This is a genomic window from Arthrobacter sp. KUASC02 (genome assembly GCF_059739395.1).
This window is the reverse complement of the sequence record NZ_AP046053.1, coordinates 3,723,176-3,738,571: the sequence shown is the minus strand read 5'-3', so window position 1 is coordinate 3,738,571 and position 15,396 is coordinate 3,723,176. Positions and strand designations below refer to the sequence as shown.

The window sequence follows — 15,396 nt, the reverse complement described above, 5'->3', positions numbered from 1 at the left end:
CTCCTAGCCGACGGCGGGAAGCACCGCGTGCGGCACTGTCCCGTGACGGTGCCGCACCCCTTTGCCCGCGAGGCTAGTGGCGCGCAGCCACGCCCGCGTCGGCAGGAGCCTCCGCCGGCGCGTCCGCGACGCCCGCGCCTGCCGCATCCGGGACCGGTGCGGCCGCCGTCGACTGTTCAGCTGCAACGAACCCCGCTTCCTTCGGCCCGGGCGGGTAGGCGTGGTTGCGCCCGGTCACCACAATCACCAGTGCGACGACGACCGGCACCGCAGCAGCAACCGGCACCATCAGCGGGCCCGCCATGGTGAGGGCGGCAGCGCCGTACAGCGCGCCGATGGTGATGCCCAGCTGGATGGTCAGCACGGTGAGGCCGTTGGCAGCCTCCCGGTACTCCCTGCCGGCACGAAGGATGGCCGACTGGTTGTAGATGCCGATCGCGCCGAAGGCCGCACCCCACACCGCCATGAGCACCAGGGCGCCGGGGACGGTCCTGCCGCCCAGTGGAAGGAGGAGGTACGCGGCGGCGATGATCGCCGTCGTAATCAGCAGCGCACGCCGCGGCCGCATGTCCACGGTGATGCCGGCGATCCAGATGCCCACCAGCCCGGAGAATCCCAGCACGGTGAGGGAAAGGGTGATGCTGTAGTCGGGCAGGCCGGCTTCGCGGAGGAACGGCGCGATGAAGGTGAACAGGGCGAAGTGGGCCATGAGCATCAGTGGCCAGGCGATGGCCACCGATTTCACTCCGGGCTGGCCGATCGCCTTGCGCAGGGACGGCCGCGGGGCGTCCGGGATCCGGCGGACGGCGGGCAGCAGCCACATGGCCAGGCCTGCGAGGACCACACCGGCGCCCGCCAGCAGGAGGAAGGACGCCCGCCAGCCGACCACTGCGCCCAGGGCGGTGCCCAGCGGGGCACCGATGGCCAGGCCCAGGCTGTTGCCGCTGAAGACGATGGCCATCGCCTTGCCCACCTTGTGGGCCGGAACGATGCGCGCCACGAACGGGGCCATCGCGGTCCAGAGCAGGCCGTGGGCAATGCCGCCCACCAGCCTGGCGGCCAGGGCAGCGCCGAAATCGGACACCAGGCCAACCAGGGCGTTGCTGACCGCGAAGGTCAGGACCAGCGCCACCAGGAGGATATGCCGGGGGATGCGGGCGAGCAGCATCGCAGCGGGGATCACCGTGGCCACGATGATCGCGGCATACCCGGCGGTGAGGTAGCCGGCCACGGGTTCGGATACGTTGAGGCCGGCGCTGATCTGGGGGAGCAGGCCGGAGGGCAGCAGCTCGGTGGTGATGGCGGTGAAGCCGATCATCGACAGCACCAGCAGTGCGCCGAAGGGCATGCGGTCGCGTGCAGGAACGGAGGTCGCGGGAGGCACGGGTGAAGAGTCCTTTTCAGGGAGTGGGGAAGGAACACGGCGCCGGTTGCCGGTGTCCTCCACTCAAATTACCTGATTTATTTATTGCGAGGCAGGGTCTGTCAGAACCACCTTCGCGGGAATGCGCGGACCCTTTCCGTTCAGCCGATCCGCTCGGCCAAGGACACGATAATCCCCTCCGGCCCCCGTACGTACGCCATCCGCCAGCTGTTCTCGTACTGGCCGATGCCGCCGACCAGCCCGTAGCCGTCCGCGGCCAGCCCGTCCACGGCTGACTGGAGGTCGTCCACCTCGAAGGACACGTTGCGCAGCCCCAGCTCGTTGGCCATCGCATCGGGCGATCCCGGCTTGTGGTCGGGCCGGACGAAGCTCGCGAGTTCCAGTCCCGCACCACCGCCGGGCGGCCGCAGCATAACGATCTCGGTGCGGGAGTCCGGGATGCCGCAGACGGTATCCAGGAACTCGCCCTCCACGAAAGTCCGGCCCTCCACTTCGAGACCCAGCTTGACGAAGAACGCCGTCACAGCGTCGAGGTCGGCGACGGTGATGCCGATATGGTCGAACCGTTGTATGTGTGCCACTTGGGATCCTTCGGTCAGTACTCGCCCTTGATCACGAAGTAGGAGCCACGGATAGTGCCTGCCAGCTTCGATTTCTGGCGGGCGAACTTGAAGCGCTCCGCCAGTTCCTCCGGCACGTCCATACCGTCGGCAAGTTTGAACCCCACGGCTCGCTTCCCGCCGTCCTCGATGCTGTACATAACGTTGATGGACAGCCCCGACTCGTAGAACACGTAGGACATCCGCAAGCCGTCGACTTCGAAGTCGGTTGCTTCCAGCGGGCGCGATCCGATGACGATGTCGCGCTCTTCCCGGAGGATCCTGCTCACCCGGTCCACCACCTCCGGAACCTCGCTGGCAGGGCTCACCGTGAAGACGTGGTTGTACTTGGTGCTGAAGTAGCGGGCCTCATTGGCGCGCAGACCCGCGGCGGCGTCGGCCACCGGGGATGATTCCAAGCCTGCAGTGGAAACGTTCTTGAAGTCGACGATGTGCGGCATGCGCCCTCCTGGTAAGGCGAGATCAGACGTGGTGGGACCAATGCTAACGCGACGGCGGTACGTGCTGGGCGTGAATCCCAGGGTCCGTTGGAAGTCGTTTGTCAGGTGGGCGTGATCCGTGTAGCCGAGTTCGGCAGCGATCGCCGCGAGGTCTGCCGCCGGGTCGGTCCGGGACCGGTCGGCAGCCGCCTGCAGGCGGCGCCGTCGGATCAGCGCGGACGGGCTCAGGCCGATGTACTTCTTCGCCACGCGTTGCAGGGTGCGCGGCGACACAAAAAGCCGCGCCGCAGCGTCCTCAAGGCGGGTCACTTCAGCTGAGGACCCGATCAGGTCCATCATCGCGTTGGCAAGCAGGCCCTCCTCGGAAACCTCCGGATCATCCGCCACCAGCCAGCCGGTGAACGCCTCCACGGCGCGTTGCCGGCGTTCCGCCGGATCGGTTCCGCTCATCGCCGCCAGCACTGAGGCATGAAGGTCCGCGAGCGGCAGCGGCACTTGGGCATCCCGCAGGCTGCCCGGATCATCCGTGAAATGCGGCACCAGGGCAGGACGCAGGAGGGCTCCGACCGCCCATCCCCGGCCGGTGAGGTCGCGGTGTGACCGGCGGGTGGTGGGGCCGGCGAACTCCACGAGATCCTGCTGCACCACAAGGTTGGACGCGGGGAACGCGATCACGTGCTGGCGTGAGGTGTGCCCCGGCGCAATGTCCCATTCGGGGATCCAGAACCACTGCACCAGGTTCCTGACGGACTCGGGCGCTGGCACCCGGTGAAAGGTGGGAAGCCGGGCCGGGTAGAGGATGCCCTTGAACGAGTCCACCATCGGAGGGCACTCCTATCCGGGCTGTCGCATTTCTCCAAGCCGCCGGGGCGGACCCGTGCGTACCGTCAGAGGTATGACTGATACTACAAGCCCCGAACTGACCGTGGCCGCCGACGGCAAGCACACCACATCCGGCATCCCGCACGGCTTCACGAGCCTCACGCCGTTCCTTGCGGTTACCTCGGCCAAGGAGGCCATCACGTTCTACCGGGACGTTTTCGGCGCCCGCCCCGTCAATGTCACCGAGATGGGCGGCGTTGTGGTCCACGCCGAACTCGACTTCGGCCAGGGACGGCTCCAAATCGGTGAGCCCAACCCCGACTATCACCTTGTCCCCGCGCCGGACGGCGACGATGACTGCTATTCCGTCGGCTTCTACTGCGCCGACGCGGACGCCCTGGTGGCGCGCGCCGAGCGGTCGGGGGCCACGATCCGGGAGCCGCTGTCCACCTTCGTGTCAGGAGACCGGTTCGCCAGCATCCGGGACCCGTACGGCGTGCGCTGGTCCATCATGACCCGCGTTGAGGACCTCTCCGAAGAGGAAAGCGCGCAGCGCGTCGCCGACTGGGCAGCGAAGCAAGGCTGACCTCCGCGGACTTTCCGGAACCCGTTGTCAGTGCCGGGAAGTGAGCCTACGCTGTGCGCACGGCCCCACTCCGGGGACCGTTGCCAGACAGGAACGAGACCATGACCAAGTATTTGTTTGAAGCGAATTACGTGGGCGAGGGAATCAAGGGGCTCATGCGCGAAGGCGGCACCAAGCGGCGTGACGCACTGGTGGAGGCCCTCAATTCCGTGGGTGGATCGCTGGAGAGTTTTTACTACGCCTTCGGGGACACTGACGTCCTCGGTGTTTTTGAAGTCCCGGACCAGGCCGGGGCCGCAGCCCTTTCGCTGATGATCAATGCCACCGGCAACGTGAACGTCCGGCTGAAGCCGCTCATGACGCCGGAAGACATCGACGAGGCGACCAAGAAGACACCCTCCTACCGGGCGCCGGGGCAGTAGCGCGTTCGCAGGAAGCACGATGGCGGCACCCGGTTGGGTGCCGCCGTTCACTCGAAGCCGTTCACTTGGAGCCGTTCACCTGAAGCAGGTCACTCCAGGTCCGCATCGGCGACCTTAGGTGTACATCAGCGAGCCTGGCGTGGTGAGGAGCTCGCCGGTTTCCAGCCAGGTCTTCAGGCCGGAGAGGATCATCGGCCAGCCGCCGTAGAGCTGGTCGTTGGCACCCTCACGGAGCTGGTCGTGGGTGACTGTCAGCCGGCAGGAATCGCCCACCGGTTCGATCTCCCAGGTGATCCGGGAGGTGCCTTCGGCCTTGACGTCCTCGCCCCAGAGCGCGCGCATGCTCTGGACGAGCCGGCGCGGCGGGTCCACCTCCAGGTTCTCGCCCTCGCCCAGGAGCTCCCCGGCTTTGGGATTGCCCATCTCGAACCGGCCGCCGGGCGTCCAGTCCGAGGTGATGACCGACCCGAACTGGTACTTGCTGCGGATCTCGCCGTCCGTGATGGCCTCCCAGAGCCGTTCCGGGGTGGTCTTGATATAGATTTCGAAGATCTTTTCCATGGGACTTTCCAATCTGGTTTTGAGGTCGCTGAGGCCAGCGGCCCATGGTTCGGCGTACTTGCTCACCCAGCGGTCGTGGACCAGCCGGATGGGCACCGGATTCAGGAAATGGAGTTTCTCGCGACCCCGACGGCGGGTCACCACCAGGCCGGCTTCCTCCAGGATCCTGAGGTGCTTCATGACTCCGTAGCGCGTCATGTCGAAGTGTGCCTCGAGGGCGTGGAGGGTCTGCCCGTCGTTCCTGAAGAGCTCGTCCAGGAGATCGCGACGGGTGGCGTCGGCCAGGGCCTTGAATACGGCGTCCACAACTCCAGAATAGGTGACTAAATGGTCACATGTCTAGGGTTCCAGCAGCGCCTCTCTACCTCAGTCCAGCAGCACCCACGCGGCGTTGTCCGGCTGCAGCCAGCCGTCCGTGACCAGCGGCGCGGCGCTGGCCAGCACCGTCCCGGCCGGCAGCCGCACCGCCTCGGTTCCCATCGCCACGGCCACCAGGAACTTCGCGTTGCGCTCGCAGATCAGCAGGTTCCCGTCCTCCACACACCAGCTGCCGCCGTCGTCCGCGGTGAACACACCCTGGTCCCACAGCTGACGGCGGAGTCCGACGGCGGCAGTCACCAGGGCGAGCGTGGAACCCGGGTCCTGCTGCTGGGTTTCAACCGCGTACTGTCCCCAGCCCTCGGGCTGCGGCAGCCACGGGCTACCGGGCTGACCGGTCGCCGGCGAGAAGCCGTGGTTCGCCTCCGGAGACGCGGTCCACGGCAGCGGCACGCGGGCGCCGTCGCGGGTGATGCCGCCGCGGGTCCACATCGGGTCCACCCGGGCTTCCACCGGGACGTCCACCTCGGGCAGTCCGAGCTCCTGGCCCTGGTAGATATAGGCCGCGCCCGGCAGTCCCAGCAGTGCCAGCAGGGCTGCCCGGGAGCGCCGGAGGCCACGTTCGCGGCCGTCCTTTGTCCCGCCGCCGAACCGCGTCACGGAGCGGACAATGTCGTGGTTCTCCAGCGCCCAGCTCGGTGCGGCTCCGTGCAGCTGGCGCGCGGCTTCGAGTTCAGCCCCCACGGATGCCCACGCTGTGGGATCCCAGCCGAGCTTCACGAACGCGAACGCGAAGGCCTGGTGCATCTCGTCGGCGCGGGTGTAGCGGGCGGCGCGGGCCGGTTCCAGGTTGACCTCGCCTACCAGCAGCCGGTGCGGCTGGTACTTCTCGGCAAGGGTGCGCCAGCGGCGGTACACCTCGTGGACGTCCTCCTGGTCCGAGACCAGCGGGTTAGCCCGCAGACCGTCCACCACCGCGGTGGCGGACGGCGCGTCCGGCAGGCCGTCGGCTTTGAAGAGGCCATGGGCGACGTCGATCCGGAGGCCGTCCACGCCCTTGTCGAACCAGAAGCGGAGCACGCCTTCGAAGTAGTCGCCCACGGCGGGGTTCCGCCAGTTCCAGTCGGGCTGGCCGGGGGAAAAGAGGTGCAGGTACCACTGGGTGTCCGTCGCAGACCCGGGAACAGCCCGGCTCCAGGCCCGCCCGCCGAATACGCTCTGCCAGTTGTTTGGCGGCAGGTCGCTGGCGGAGTCCGGCGCGGAGCTGCGCCCTTCGACGAAGTGGAACATGTCCCGCTCCCGCGAGCCCGGCCGGGCCGCGAGGGCCTGCTGGAAGAGCGGGTGGGCCGAGGAGCAGTGGTTGGGGACGACGTCGAGCAGTACCCGCAGGCCCAGCGAGTGGGCGAGCTCCAGCAGGGTATCGAACTCGTCCATGGTGCCGAACAGCGGGTCGACGCCGCAGTAGTCGCTGACGTCGTAGCCCTGGTCCACCTGCGGCGAGGGCTGGAACGGGGTCATCCAGATGCCGTCCACGCCCAGGGAGGCGATGTACGGCAGGCGGGCGATGAGGCCGGCGAGGTCGCCCACGCCGTCGCCGTTCCCGTCCGCGAAGGAACGCGGATACACCTGGTAAATCACGGCTGAGTCCCACCAGTCGCCGGTGACTGAGCCGGCGGAGGGGCTGCCGCCGTCGTGCGTCATTTGCCGGCCCCGGCGGTGAGGCCTTCCACGATCCGGCGCTGGAAAATCAGCACCATGATCACCAGCGGAACGGTGACGATCACGCCGGCGGCCATCTGCTCGCCGAACGGTGCCTGGAATTCGGTGGCGCCGGTGAACTTGGAGATGGCCACGGTGGCGGTCTGGATGCGGGGATCGTTGATCATCGAGAGGGCGATGATGAACTCGTTCCAGCTGTGGATGAACGTCAGGATCGCGGTGGTGAACACGCCCGGCGCGGCCAGCGGGAGCAGCACCTTCCGGAACGCCTGCCACTTGGTGCAGCCGTCGATCATGGCCGCTTCCTCGAGGTCGAACGGCAGCTGTTTCATGAACGTGGTCAGGTTCCAGACGGCGAGCGGGATGGCGAAGGACAGGTTGGGGATGATCATGGCCTGGTAGGTGTTGATCCAGCCGAGGTCCGTGAAGAACCTCAGCAGCGGGACCACCACCGAGATGCCGGGGAACATCGACGTCGCGATAATAACGCCGAGGATCACCGACTTGAACCGGAAATTCAGCCGGGAGATGGCGTAGGCGGCGAACACGCCCAGCACCAGGGCGAACACCGTGGTGGTGCCGGCCACGATCAGGCTGTTGAGCAGTGCCTGGCCGAACATGGTGGAGCCGTCGAACACCTTGACGTAGTTCTCGAGCGAGAACGGTGCGGGCAGGAGGGTGTTGTCGAAGATGTCCGCGGTGCGGCGGAGGCTGGAGACGATCATCCAGTAGAACGGCGCCAGGCAGTAGGCGAAAATCAGCACCAGCCCGGCGTACACGGAGTAGGAGCGCCAGGTGCGCTTCTTCTTGGTGGGGAGGGGAGCGTTCGACGGCGGGCGGCCGGCGCCGGTGCGCGCGGCGCCTTTGCGCGCGCCGCGTGAGCCGGATTCGGAGGCGAGGCTGTGGAGTTCGGAGATGGTCATCGGGTGGCCTCGGCCTTCTGTGAACGGGTTGCCTTGTTCGCCTTGGAGCGGTGCTTCTTCAGGCCCAGCTGCTTGGCGCCGGTGACGTCCGTGCCCAGGACCTTCACGAAAACGATCGCGACGACGGCGACGTACAGGAAGAGCACCACGGCAAACGCGGAGGCGGACCCGTAGCGCAGCTGGTTGGATTCGTCCCAGGCGAGCATGGAAAGGGTTTCCACGGATTCCTTCCCGGGGCCGATGAGGACGAACGGGAGATCGAACATCCGCAGCGCGTCGAGCATGCGGAAGAGGACCGCCACCAAGAGCGTGGGCTTCACCAGGGGGAGCGTGATGGAGCCGAGCTGGCGCCACCAGCCGGCGCCGTCGATCTTCGCGGCCTCGTACACTTCCTCGGGGATGATCTGCATGCCGGCCAGGACAAGCAGTCCGATGAAGGGTGCTGTCTTCCACACTTCGGCGATGATCACGGCCAGCTTGGAGGCGGTGCCTTCGGCGGTCCAGAGGATTTCGCTGCCCAGCAGGGTGTTGGCGATGCCGTCCGACTGGAAGATCCAGCGCCACAGCAGGCCGGAGACGGCGGTGGGCACGGCCCAGGGAACGAGGATGCTGGCGCGGAGGAAGGACCGGCCCTTGAACGCCCGGTTCATGGCCAGCGCCAGGCACAGGCCCAGGACGGTTTCCAGCAGCACCGTGGTGACGGTGAAGAACGTGGTGTTGCCGAAGGCGTTGAGGAAGCGCCGGCCGGATTCGCCCACGAACAGGTCCGCGTAGTTGGCCAGGCCCACGAAGGCCTCGCCCTCGGTGACGAACCCGTCCGCGTCCAGGCCGGACTCGGCGCGGAAGAGGGACTGGTGGATGGCCGAGATGAGCGGGTAGACGATCACCAGGGCCAGCACCAGGAGGGTGGGGGAGAGCAGCATGGCGGCCATGCGGCCCTCCCCGGGGGTGCGGGACGTGCCGGCGCCGCGTGGCTTCAGCTCCTGTGCCGGACGGGGTGCCGGAACGGTGGCGGTGGTGACTGTCATTTCGCGGAGATCTCTTCGAGCTTGGCCTGCATGTCGGTCAGCGCGGTGTCCGTGTCCTTTTCGCCGGTGATGGCGGCGTAGGCCTCTTCCTGGATCGCCTTGGTGGTGGCGCCGTACTGCACTACCTTCGGGCGGGGCTTGGCGTTGTTCAGGGATTCCAGCAGGGTGGGGAAGAACGGGCGCTTGGCCACAACGGCGGGGTCCTCATAAAGGGAGGCGTAGGCCGGGGCGCGGGAGCTGAGGGCCAGGCGCTTCTGGGCCTGCTCCTCGCTGGTGAAGAACTTGATGAACTCCAGCGCCGTGCCCTTGTTCGCGGTGAACGGGGAGAGGGCCAGGTTGCGGCCGCCCAGGGTGGAGACGCCGGGGCCGTCGGTGCCTGGGATGGAGGTGATGTCGAACTTGCCGGCCACCTTGCTGGAGCCGTCGGTCGCGCTCAGGGAGGCGTAGAGGAACGGCCAGTTGCGCAGGAACACCACTTTGCCGTCCTGGAATGCGCGGCGTCCCTGTTCTTCGAGGTAGGTGATGGCGTCGGACGGGAACATGCCGTCCTTGAAGCCGTCCACCAGCAGGTTCAGGCCTTTCTTGGCTTCGGCGGTGTTCACCGTGGGCTTGCCCTCGGCGTCAACGACGGACCCGCCGGCGGAGGCGACGGCCTCGGAGAAGTTGACCGTGAGGGCCTCGTTCTTGTCGAACTGGCCGGTGTAGCAGGACATGCCGGCGGCTTCGGGAAGGGCCAGGATCTTGGCGCAGGCGGCCTTCATCTCGTCCCAGGTCTTGGGCGGGGCGGCGATGCCGGCGGCCTTGAGCAGGTCGGAGCGGAAGTAGAACAGGGCGCCGTCGGTGTAGTACGGGGCGCCGAAGAGCGTGTCCCGGTAGGTGGCGGCGTTGACGGTGGCGGGGATCATCTGGTCCGCGGGGACGGCGTCCTCGGGCAGCGGCATGATCCATTTGTTGGCGGCGAACTCGGAGGTCCACACCACGTCCAGGTTGAGCACGCTGAACGTGTCCGACTTGATCTGGGCGTTCTGGATGAGCTGCTGGCGCTGCTGGTCCGCGGAGTCCGGCAGTTCGATGAACGTGACCTTTTCCTCCGGGTGGGCTGCGTTCCATTCCTCGATGCTCTTGTTCGCCGCGCCCGAGGCGTCGCGGTTGGAGACGTAGTTGATGGGGCCCTTGCCCTCGAACGCCGCGGCGGCGTTGGCGGTGGCTTTGGGTTCCGGCGCGGATCCGCCGCAGGCCGTGAGCGAGACGGCGGCGGCCGTCACGAGTGCGGTGGTGGTGAGAAGAGTCTCCCAGGTCCGGCTGCGCTGCCTCATGTGTTGCTCCTTCTGGTTCTTGGTTTTGGGGTACGTGGTTGGGGCCCTGTTTCAGGGCACGGGGTTTTACGGCATGGGGGAGTACGACGACGGCGGCACGGTGGTGTGCCGGCTGCCGCCGGTGGGTGGGGGTTGGGGTGCTAGTGGTTTAGGGGCGCCGTGGAGCCGCGTTCGATCAGCTGGTGCGGCATGATCTTCGGCCCCAGGTCGCGGGAGCGGAGGAGTTTCTTGACGGCCATCCGGCCCATGTCCTCCAGCGGCTGGGCCATGGTGCTCAGGGGCGGGTGGACGTGCAGGGCCGTGGAGGTGTTGTCGAAGCCGAGGACGGAGACGTCTTCCGGGACCCGGCGGCCGCGCTTTTGCAGTTCGTTCACCACGGCTGCGCCCATCTCGTCGCTCATGGCGAAGATGGCGGTGAGGTCCGGCTCCTGGCGGAGGAGGTCGTCCAGGCCGGGGGCGCCGCTTTCGTAGAAGAAGCTGCCGGTGGCCGTGACGGGGGTGCATTTGGCTTCGGCCATGGCGCGGAGGTAGCCGCGCTTCCGGGGTTGTGCCACGTAGATGGAGGCGGGGTCGCCGGTCAGCAGTCCGATGCGGCGGTGGCCGAGCTTCAGCAGGTGACGGGTTGCGTCGTAGGCTGCCTGTTCGTCGTCGATCGCCACGCTGGGGGAGCCGGACTTGTCGCTGATGGCCACGGAGATGATGGGGATATTCGGCCCCAGCAGCTGCCGCGTTTCGGGGGTGATGACGGCGGAGATGAGGATGACGCCGGCCGCCCGGTAGGTGCGGAGGGTCCGGAGGTAGCCCGCGATGTAGGCCGACTTGGCCCCGGTGCGGCCCAGCATTACGGCGTAGCCGCGTTCCTGGGCTTCCTGTTCCACGCCCAGCATCACCTGCGAGGCGAGGGCGTCCGAGACCATGGGTGCCAGCAGCCCGATCACGGAGGTTTGCCGGGTCTTCAGGCCGCGGGCCAGGTAGTCCGTTTCGTAGCTGAGGCTCCGCACCGCGTCCTCCACGCGCTCGCGGGTCTCGGCGGAGTAGCCCACGAGTCCGTTGACCACCCGCGAGACGGTGGCGGGAGATACGCCGGCGTGCTTGGCGACGTCCCTGATGGTTACCACTGTTGTTTCTCCTCGCGGGTGTTACGGGCTTCGAAATGCCGATCGAAACCGCTGTTACGCAAACGGTTTACGTAATCGGTTTCGTGATCTGCTGCACCAACACTAAACGGAGGGGAACGGGATTGCTGTACGTTTCGTAAACGGGGTGACCATGCGCGGTGGTTGCGCCTGGGGAACCCGGATTACGCGTCGCGGAGCCTTACGCCTTGGCCTGCCGTCCGGGAAACGCGGTCCGAAGCTGTGCCCGGAACGTCAGCTCACTTCGCCGGCTGACCGCGATGACGGAGAGCAGGCCTGTCAGCAGCACCACCGCGCCGCCGGCGGCCACTGACCATCGGGCGCCGAATTCGGTGCCGATCCACCCCATGAGCGGTGCTCCGACGGCGGTGCCGCCCTGCAGGACGGCCAGGTAGAGGGCCAGCACGCGTCCACGGAACTGCGGTTCCACGGAGAGCTGGATGCTGGTGTTGCAGCTGTTCAGGAACGTGATGGAGGCCAGTCCCACCGGTATCAGCACTGCGGCGTAGAGCCAGAACGACGGCGACACGCTGCCGATCAGGGTGAAAAACCCGAGTCCCAGGGCGCCGCCGAGCATGAAGCGCAGCCGGGGGCCGGACCGGCGGGCGGCGAGCAGGGCTCCGGCCAGGGTTCCGACGGCCATGATGGAACCCAGCAGCCCGAATTCCCCCGGTCCCGCCCCGAACACCGCGGTGGACATCAGGGCGTTGGTGATGGGGAAATTCATGCCAAAGGCACCAAGGACCCCGACCATGACAAGGATCAGCACCAGGTCCGGCCGGCTCCGAACGTAGCGCAGGCCCTCGACAACCTGGTGCTTGCCGCGGACTGCCAGCGTGGTCGGGGCAAGCTCCGAGGTGCGGATCCGGAACAGCGAGATGATGACGGCGGCGAAGCTGGCCGCGTTGATGAGGAACACCGGGCCTGTTCCCACCCAGGCAATGAGGACGCCGGCGATGGCGGGACCGGTGAGGCGTGCCGTGTTGAAGGATGCGGAGTTCAACGCGACCGCGTTGGCCACCTTGTCCCGACCTACCAGCTCCGAGACGAACGACTGGCGGGCGGGTGCGTCAATGGCGCTGGCCAGTCCCAGGCACAGTGCAGCCAGGTAGGCGTGCCACAACTGGGCGGTGCCGGTGACCACCAGGAGTCCGATGGCCAGCCCGCAGAGACCCATCGCCAGCTGGGTCCACAGCAGGATCAGGCGTTTGCGGTGCCGGTCTGCGAGGACGCCGCCGTAGGGGCCAAGGAGCAGCATGGGCAGGAACTGCAGGCCGGTGGTGATGCCGACGGCCGTGCCGGAATGGTTGGTGAGGACGGTCAGTACCAGCCAGTCCTGCGCGATTCGCTGCATCCAGGTCCCGATGTTGGAGACAAGTGCCCCTCCCGCCCACAGCCGGTAGTTGGGATTCTCCAGTGCCTGGAACATGGCGCTCATTTGGCGCTCAACTGCTGCATGATGTGGGCTGCGCGGCTCAGGATCCGTCGGTCCTCATCGCTCAGGCCGGCCACCCGTTGGGCCAGCCAGGCGGTCCGCTGCTCACGCGCCTCGGCCAGGATGGCCTCGCCGGCCGGGGTGATTCCCACCTGGACCTGGCGGCCGTCCAGCGGATGCGCATTCCGGGTGACGAATCCTTGCTCAGTGAGGCCGTTGACGATCCGGGTCATGGACGGCGCCTGTACGTGCTCGCGTTCCGCCAGTTCGCGGAGGGTCTGCGGGCCGCCGCCGTTCAGTTGGGCCAGGACCGTGTACTGGCCCGGCGTGATGACGTCGCCGGTTGCCTCGACGCGGAGCCTGCGGGAGGTGCGCATCACCGCCGTCCGTAGGTCGATGGCCAGAATATCGGGCTTGATGCTGTCCGTTGCCTCGCTGCCCATGGGCTCCGTGTTCGTTGTCATCACTGTGTGGTGCGCCTCCCGAATTTACTTAGCACTGCTAATTAGCTCTGCTAACCATTATGCTCCCGGGGAGAGCCAGCGGCAAGCAGGTGCGATAAAGGACACTGTGAAGCGGTGGTTGAGCCTGTCGAAACCGCGACGGCGCCGGCTACTCCGCGCCTTTGAGCTTCCGCCAGCCACCGGCCCGGTTGTTGGCGATGATGGCCCGGAACATCTCGCCGAGTGCTTCCTCGTTCACGGACTCGCCTTCGTGGAAGGCAACGGTGCGGGCCGTCTTGTTGGTGTGCCCGGCGGTGATGATGCCGTGCGGCTCGGGGACGATGCCGCCGTCGTACATAAAGACGTTGACATGGTCCTTCGCCGCAAGGAGGGCGCAGATGTTGCCGTCCAGGACGAAGTAGGGCTGGACCGTCCGCTTGATGGTTTCCTCAACGTCGGGATCTGCAGCATGGACCAGGTCGCGGACCTGCCGGCAGATGGCTTGCTGCCACCCCGGGAGCGCGTCGATGTAGTGGTCCACGCGCGGGTCTTTGGTGTACTCCATCGCCGAGTTCGTGGCCTCAGCCGCCCGTGACCTGTTTGCCCGTGACCTGTTCGGCAGTGACCTGTTCACTCAGGATCTGTTCGCGCAGGATGTCGGCGTGTCCGCAGTGCTGGGCGAGCTCCCGCAGCATGTGCAGGTACACCCAGCGCAGCGGCAGCGGGCCGCGGCGGTTGCCGCGGAGCACGTCGTCGAGCTCTATTGCTGACGTAGCGAGGCGGGAGGCCTCGCAGGCGTCGAGGTGGGCCTGCCGGACGGATGCGATGGTGTCCTGGTCGTCGAGGATGAACGACTCATCCGGGGTGGCCGGGATGCCGATTTCGGCACGGGACCGGCAAGTGATGGCTTCGTCGAACCAGACCTTTTCCACGAACGTGGCATGCTTCACCAGGCCCAGCAGGGTGGTCCGCGACGGCACCAGGGAGCGGCGCGCCTGTTCCTCGGTCAGTCCGTCCAGACAGGAGTTGAGCATGCTGCGGTGCTCATTGAGGAAGGCCTCGAACTGGACACGGACGGGTTCATGGAGGACGGCTTCTGCGAACGTGGCGGGGAGGGGAGGCATGGGTGAAGTATTGCAAGGCCGCAGGTGCCGGGGCAACGGCTATGGAAAGGGCGCTACTACGGGGCGGAGTTACTGGGTCAAGCTACTGCGCCGAACGGCGGTTGCGGGCCTGTCGTACCAGTTGGCTGAATGCGATCACGAAGACCGCCTCGATCAGCACCATCAGTGCGAGCAGCAGCCACTGCCCCTCGCTGATGAAAACGATGGCGCCGGTGAGGACCAGCACTGTTCCGAGGATCAGCGCGTACACGGCGAAGCCGATGGCCACCTTGGCGCTGCGCACGCCCGTGCGGAAGCCAAAGCCCAGCGGCTGGCCTCCTGGTAATCCCTCGACGCGGTCGGGGCCGGCGGGTGGGAGCCTGTCGAACTCTTCCCACGGGTCCCGTGCCTGATCCTGGTCCGTCATAACTCCATTATCCCGCGCATCCGGTCCGGGCATCCGGTCCGCGCCGGGCCCTATCCTGCACCGCAGCTTCCGTGCGAGCATGGGCCTCACCGACACTCCTTGAAGGGTCAAAAATGAAATCCAACGAACTGCTGCTGGACGCTTTCGGCCGGATCCGGGAGGTTGTGGCGGACACGCTTGAATGGGTGGACGAGGACGTTCTGGTCCGCCGGCCCTCGGGCACCGGAAACCCGATTGTGTGGCTGATCTGGCACCTTGGCCGGGTGGAGGATGCGCAGGTCGCCGCGGCGGCGGGCCTGGAACAGGTGTGGATTTCGCAGGGTTTCGTGGACCGCTTCAACCTGCCGCTCCGCGAGCGCGACACGGGGTACGGCCATTCGAGCGTGCAGGTTGATTCGGTGAGGGCCACGCCGGAACTGCTGCTGGAATACTACGACGCCGTCCACCGGCAGACCGCGGACTTCCTGCAGACCCTCGGCGATGATGACCTGGACCGCATCGTCGACACCCGCTGGGACCCGCCCGTCACCCTCGGGGTGCGGCTGGTCAGCACGATTGCCGACTGCCTCCAGCACGTCGGGCAGGCCGCGTACGCCAAAGGCTTGAAGCACTGAGGTTCATTGATGTGCCCGGGCCTCGGTGCGAAGATGGGTGAAGCACTACCAAGCCAATGATGGCGCCACGGGGGATGACGCATGACCTCCCTTGGAGGA

General features: G+C 66.9%; 17 protein-coding genes and 1 pseudogene. 3 read left to right on the top strand and 15 right to left on the bottom strand.

The genetic code is table 11. The annotated features are described in order from the left end of the window. Positions 1 to 73: 73 nt before the first annotated feature. The 4 genes and pseudogenes from AC6JAC_RS17140 to AC6JAC_RS17125 form a co-directional block, all read right to left on the bottom strand. Positions 74 to 1,384: an MFS transporter gene (locus tag AC6JAC_RS17140; protein WP_497965708.1), complete on the bottom strand. Its 1,311-nt coding sequence runs from the start codon at positions 1,382 to 1,384 to the stop codon at positions 74 to 76. A 140-nt stretch (positions 1,385 to 1,524) separates the two neighbouring features. Next, positions 1,525 to 1,965 (bottom strand): VOC family protein, encoded by a 441-nt coding sequence (locus tag AC6JAC_RS17135; protein WP_497965706.1) that lies wholly within the window; start codon positions 1,963 to 1,965, stop codon positions 1,525 to 1,527. Positions 1,966 to 1,979: 14 nt separating this feature from the next. Further along, positions 1,980 to 2,444, bottom strand: a complete 465-nt coding sequence (locus tag AC6JAC_RS17130) for a DUF8821 family protein (RefSeq protein WP_497966854.1) — start codon at positions 2,442 to 2,444, stop codon at positions 1,980 to 1,982. Positions 2,445 to 2,504: 60 nt separating this feature from the next. Beyond that, positions 2,505 to 3,266: pseudogene (locus AC6JAC_RS17125) on the bottom strand (helix-turn-helix transcriptional regulator); the annotation flags it as partial. A 73-nt stretch (positions 3,267 to 3,339) separates the two neighbouring features. Between AC6JAC_RS17125 and AC6JAC_RS17120 the strand changes: the two are divergent. Beyond that, positions 3,340 to 3,852 carry a VOC family protein gene (locus tag AC6JAC_RS17120; protein WP_454697792.1) on the top strand — a complete coding sequence of 171 codons (513 nt, stop codon included), beginning with the start codon at positions 3,340 to 3,342 and terminating at the stop codon, positions 3,850 to 3,852. Positions 3,853 to 3,953: 101 nt separating this feature from the next. Then, complete coding sequence (locus AC6JAC_RS17115; protein ID WP_028272004.1) at positions 3,954 to 4,274, top strand: GYD domain-containing protein; 321 nt, start codon at positions 3,954 to 3,956, stop codon at positions 4,272 to 4,274. Positions 4,275 to 4,388: 114 nt separating this feature from the next. Here the strand turns inward: AC6JAC_RS17115 and AC6JAC_RS17110 are convergent, their stop codons facing one another. The 11 genes from AC6JAC_RS17110 to AC6JAC_RS17060 all read right to left on the bottom strand — a co-directional run bounded on the left by AC6JAC_RS17110 (position 4,389) and on the right by AC6JAC_RS17060 (position 14,683). Beyond that, a complete protein-coding gene (locus tag AC6JAC_RS17110; protein ID WP_454697793.1) occupies positions 4,389 to 5,141 on the bottom strand; it encodes an ArsR/SmtB family transcription factor in 753 nt (250 codons plus the stop codon). Positions 5,142 to 5,201: 60 nt separating this feature from the next. After that, positions 5,202 to 6,854, bottom strand: coding sequence for an alpha-amylase family glycosyl hydrolase (locus tag AC6JAC_RS17105; protein WP_497965703.1), 1,653 nt, complete (start codon positions 6,852 to 6,854; stop codon positions 5,202 to 5,204). Continuing rightward, positions 6,851 to 7,795, bottom strand: coding sequence for a carbohydrate ABC transporter permease (locus AC6JAC_RS17100; RefSeq protein WP_497965701.1), 945 nt, complete (start codon positions 7,793 to 7,795; stop codon positions 6,851 to 6,853). Before AC6JAC_RS17100 ends, AC6JAC_RS17105 begins: the two co-directional genes overlap by 4 nt. Beyond that, positions 7,792 to 8,823, bottom strand: coding sequence for a carbohydrate ABC transporter permease (locus AC6JAC_RS17095; protein WP_454697796.1), 1,032 nt, complete (start codon positions 8,821 to 8,823; stop codon positions 7,792 to 7,794). The genes AC6JAC_RS17100 and AC6JAC_RS17095 overlap by 4 nt, the downstream gene beginning before the upstream one ends. Further along, positions 8,820 to 10,139 (bottom strand): ABC transporter substrate-binding protein, encoded by a 1,320-nt coding sequence (locus AC6JAC_RS17090; RefSeq protein ID WP_497965699.1) that lies wholly within the window; start codon positions 10,137 to 10,139, stop codon positions 8,820 to 8,822. The genes AC6JAC_RS17095 and AC6JAC_RS17090 overlap by 4 nt, the downstream gene beginning before the upstream one ends. Positions 10,140 to 10,279: 140 nt before the next feature. Next, entirely contained in the window at positions 10,280 to 11,257 is a 978-nt protein-coding gene (locus AC6JAC_RS17085) for a LacI family DNA-binding transcriptional regulator (RefSeq protein WP_497965697.1), read from the bottom strand. Positions 11,258 to 11,456: 199 nt separating this feature from the next. Continuing rightward, complete coding sequence (locus AC6JAC_RS17080) at positions 11,457 to 12,713, bottom strand: MFS transporter (RefSeq protein ID WP_497965695.1); 1,257 nt, start codon at positions 12,711 to 12,713, stop codon at positions 11,457 to 11,459. Continuing rightward, positions 12,710 to 13,174: a MarR family winged helix-turn-helix transcriptional regulator gene (locus AC6JAC_RS17075; protein ID WP_497965693.1), complete on the bottom strand. Its 465-nt coding sequence runs from the start codon at positions 13,172 to 13,174 to the stop codon at positions 12,710 to 12,712. The genes AC6JAC_RS17080 and AC6JAC_RS17075 overlap by 4 nt, the downstream gene beginning before the upstream one ends. 148 nt (positions 13,175 to 13,322) lie before the next feature. Next, positions 13,323 to 13,718, bottom strand: a complete 396-nt coding sequence (locus tag AC6JAC_RS17070; RefSeq protein ID WP_497965691.1) for a DUF1801 domain-containing protein — start codon at positions 13,716 to 13,718, stop codon at positions 13,323 to 13,325. A gap of 16 nt (positions 13,719 to 13,734) precedes the next feature. Beyond that, the gene (locus AC6JAC_RS17065; RefSeq protein WP_497965689.1) at positions 13,735 to 14,277 is read right to left on the bottom strand and encodes a DinB family protein; all 543 of its coding nucleotides are present in this window, start codon (positions 14,275 to 14,277) and stop codon (positions 13,735 to 13,737) included. Between the two features lie 82 nt (positions 14,278 to 14,359). Next, the gene (locus AC6JAC_RS17060; protein WP_497965687.1) at positions 14,360 to 14,683 is read right to left on the bottom strand and encodes a hypothetical protein; all 324 of its coding nucleotides are present in this window, start codon (positions 14,681 to 14,683) and stop codon (positions 14,360 to 14,362) included. Positions 14,684 to 14,796: 113 nt separating this feature from the next. On the opposite strand from AC6JAC_RS17060, the gene AC6JAC_RS17055 reads away from it, so the two are divergent. After that, a complete protein-coding gene (locus AC6JAC_RS17055; RefSeq protein ID WP_497965685.1) occupies positions 14,797 to 15,297 on the top strand; it encodes a mycothiol transferase in 501 nt (166 codons plus the stop codon). Positions 15,298 to 15,396: the final 99 nt, after the last annotated feature.